We start from the raw sequence: 2,511 nt of genomic DNA on the forward strand, positions 1-2,511 counted from the left end.
GATGCGAAAGACTCAGTGGAACAACCCGACACACCAGGTCGGACGATCACTCACGCCCACACCCCATCCGCTGCCGGACAACCAAACTCACAACAACGCCATCAGCCGATCGGTGCATCCAGGCTAAATGCTGCCGGGAAAGGGGTCGTTCTGACCGCTGGAGTACGGGTCCGCATTCGACCTCTCCCGCGCCAGGCGAGCCCTGATAGCGCCGAGGCGGCCGCCCTTGTCCTCCAGGCCGAACTCCTTCAGCATCGTGCGTGCGGCATTTTGTCCGGGCATACCGCTGATGCCTGCGACCGGGTGGGTGCCCGAGCCGGTGAGGAAGAGGCCGGGAACGGGAGTCTTATAGCCGGCAAAGCCTGCGACGGGCTTGTTCGGGCCGAACCGGCTCAAGGTTGGGTCCACGTGGTAGACGCTGCCGTCGATGGCCCAGAATCGCTCCTCGATATCGGGCAGTGCGAGGGGACGGCGGGCGACCTCGAGACTCTCGACTCCGACGTAATACTGTTCGGCGTCTTTGATGACACTCTCGGTGATCTTCTTGCGGGCAACATCCCAGCCTTCTTCGGGAATGGAGGGCGTGAGGCCCGTCCAGAACCACCAAAGATCCTTTCCCTCCGGCGTCATCGACGGGTCGAATGCGTTTGAGACCTGGGCGAGACCAGGTATCGCGTCGGGCACGTCGCCGCGGACGCAGGCGCGCGCCGCCTCGAGCGCCTGCTCGTAAGTGTGGTAGCAGTTGCAGGCGATCCGCAGATCGATGCCATCCCCTCGCCACTTCTCGTGCTTCGACATGTCGATGCGTCCGTTCAGGGCAACATTGAGCTTGTAATCCGCGATGCCGCGCTTCTTGGTTGGGATGTGATTGGCCGCATTTTGCAGTTTGGGAGTCAGAACGCCCGCAGGCAGCAGTCGGGTCAGCGTCGTTCGCGGGCTGCAGGCGGTCAGGACACCGCGCCGCGCGATAATCTCCTGGCCACCGGCAATGCGGACACCGGTGGCGCGCTCGCCGGTCATGAGGATCTGCTCAACTGGTGCCCGGGTGATGACGCGGCCGCCGTTGGACTCGATGCTGGCGATGAGCGCCTTCGGGAGCGATCCGGTGCCACCATGGAACATCGCGACACCGTACTTACTGAGCACACCGAGGTAGATCAATGACCAACCGCTGAGATCGGCGTCGAAGGGCATGAACGGAAGGCTCGTCAGAAGGGGAGCCCGGATCATGTCGTGCTCGAAGCTGTCCTCGATGGCTTCGGCCTGCGAGCTTGTCATCCAGCGTCCGAGGTTGATCAGTTGCTTGCGGTTCTTCGCGACGGACTTTGCGGCCTGGTAGACCTTCATCAACTCGGGCCGGGTGGCGTTTGTCTGCATGAGGGGAAGACCGATTTCGACCGCGGCATCGATCACCTCATAGAGTTCGAGCAGGGCCGTGGCGTCCTTTGGTGAGAAGTAGCGTAGTTCGTCGGCGGTCTTTCGAGGATCGCGCCACAAGCCGAGGGACGAGCCGTCGGCTGCGAGCTGGAAGTGCGCGGGGTCGATCACGGTCTGCTTGAGGCCGAACCTCACCGATAAGCCCAGGTCCTCATTGATCGTGGTGGTGCGAAAGAGCGAGGCCTGGATCGACGCCTCGTTCATCATGTATTCCGGCGCCTCGGGAGCAAACGGATTTGTCGAGGTCATTCCGCCGGCTGTCGGCGCGGCCTCCACGACGAGGACGTCGAGTCCAGCCTTTGCCAAGTAGGCGGCGGCGACCAGACCGTTGTGGCCGGAGCCGACCACGACGACGTCGGCACTGCGGGGGATGGTGTCCGCAGTGCGGGGCACGGTACTGGTGCTTGTGTGGGTGTGGTTGGTCTTGGCCACGCGAAGTTTCCTATCTCTGTCTACTGACGCCAGTACCTTCGGTACCGTCGCTCTCAGGATGTGATTGAACGTCTCGAAGATCTTCGAAGGTGACTCATTCGTCGCTATGACGGAGAGGGGTTTCGTGGTTGTCGATGTAGCGCGCTGACATTCGTCTCAATGATCTCCTCTGACTGCAGTTCCGCTGGGGTCGCGACCCCAGATGAAGCCCGTACGGCGTGTTCGCGGTACGACAATCGGTATCGAAACGCCCTCGATCGATCAGGGAAGTTCAGATGCGTGCGGCACGCCGTACAGCCTAACTCAACTTATGTTTCTTTTAAATATAGTTAAGAAAAAAAATCGACGAGATCGGTCGGGGCATCGACCCTTCCGGGCTGTTGGATCCGACAGTGCGCTCGGGCGCTCCGCACGCCTCGGTATGTGGGCTCGACGGATGGGCGAGTCCTGCGGCACCGAGACACGGCAGCAGGACCCAGGAGCGGAGCCGACGCGGCACCGGAGCCGAGGGCGACATTGAGGGCTCTGGAAGTGAGGAAGGGGGCCAACGTCACGGACGTTGGTACGGCCGTGCAATCCACTGCATCGAAGACGATCTGGACGGACCATCCCGGCGCATCCCGATTTGCCGCAAGGCTCACC

1 protein-coding gene is annotated in these 2,511 nt (G+C 62.0%); it reads right to left on the reverse strand.

The window, feature by feature from the left end:
• Window positions 1–123: 123 nt before the first annotated feature.
• A complete protein-coding gene (locus tag WAW17_RS11690; RefSeq protein ID WP_422333144.1) occupies window positions 124–1,809 on the reverse strand; it encodes a phytoene desaturase family protein in 1,686 nt (561 codons plus the stop codon).
• Window positions 1,810–2,511 lie beyond the last annotated feature (702 nt).

It is taken from the genome of Rhodococcus sp. (in: high G+C Gram-positive bacteria), assembly GCF_049286785.1.
GTDB lineage: Bacteria > Actinomycetota > Actinomycetes > Mycobacteriales > Mycobacteriaceae > Rhodococcus_F.